Raw genomic sequence first — 590 nt, forward strand, 5'->3', positions numbered from 1 at the left:
CAGCTCACACTCACATTGCCAGCTGCTCGGAAGTGACCAAAGCCCCGCACCCGCGGGGCTTTTCGTTCCTACCAACCATTGATAGATTCCCTCCGCCGGCCTGGGAATACAGCAGTCCGGCACAGGCCGCGCCTCGACTCCAGTGCGGCCTTTTCCCATCAGCCGCGCATTTGATACATTGAGGCGTCCTTGAAGGTACAACACCGAAAGGACTAGGCCGCACCGGAGCCTTCCCCGGCGCGGCCTTTTCGTTCCTGCCCTTCCATCCCGGCTCTGCGCTGAACTGACGACAGCCATGCCCCGGCGCTGCCCTTCCCGCCTGACACCACAACCAAAGCCCGCCTAGCGCGGGCTTTTTCATGGGCGCGAGAAAAATATCAACTTATGGTTGTTGACATTCAGCAACCTGTAGTTGATATTTACCTTCAACGCCGCAGAACAACGCAGCGCCAGGCCACCGAGCCGACCGCTCTTTAACAACGCACGCAAAACGCCGCTGGCCAAGCCAGGCATTGACGTACCCGGCGTGGGCGAATCCCACCTGAGTACGCCGTATTGCCTAAGCCACCAGCGGCTGAACCAGACATCGT

General features: G+C 59.8%; 1 protein-coding gene. It reads right to left on the minus strand.

The window, feature by feature from the left end; translation table 11 throughout:
• Positions 1–357: 357 nt before the first annotated feature.
• Positions 358–590, minus strand: a 233-nt coding sequence (locus HBN61_RS22510) for a hypothetical protein (protein ID WP_223182432.1), incomplete at its 5' end; no start/stop codon positions are given.

Source organism: Pseudomonas sp. WS 5071 (genome assembly GCF_012985765.1).
GTDB lineage: Bacteria > Pseudomonadota > Gammaproteobacteria > Pseudomonadales > Pseudomonadaceae > Aquipseudomonas > Aquipseudomonas lundensis_A.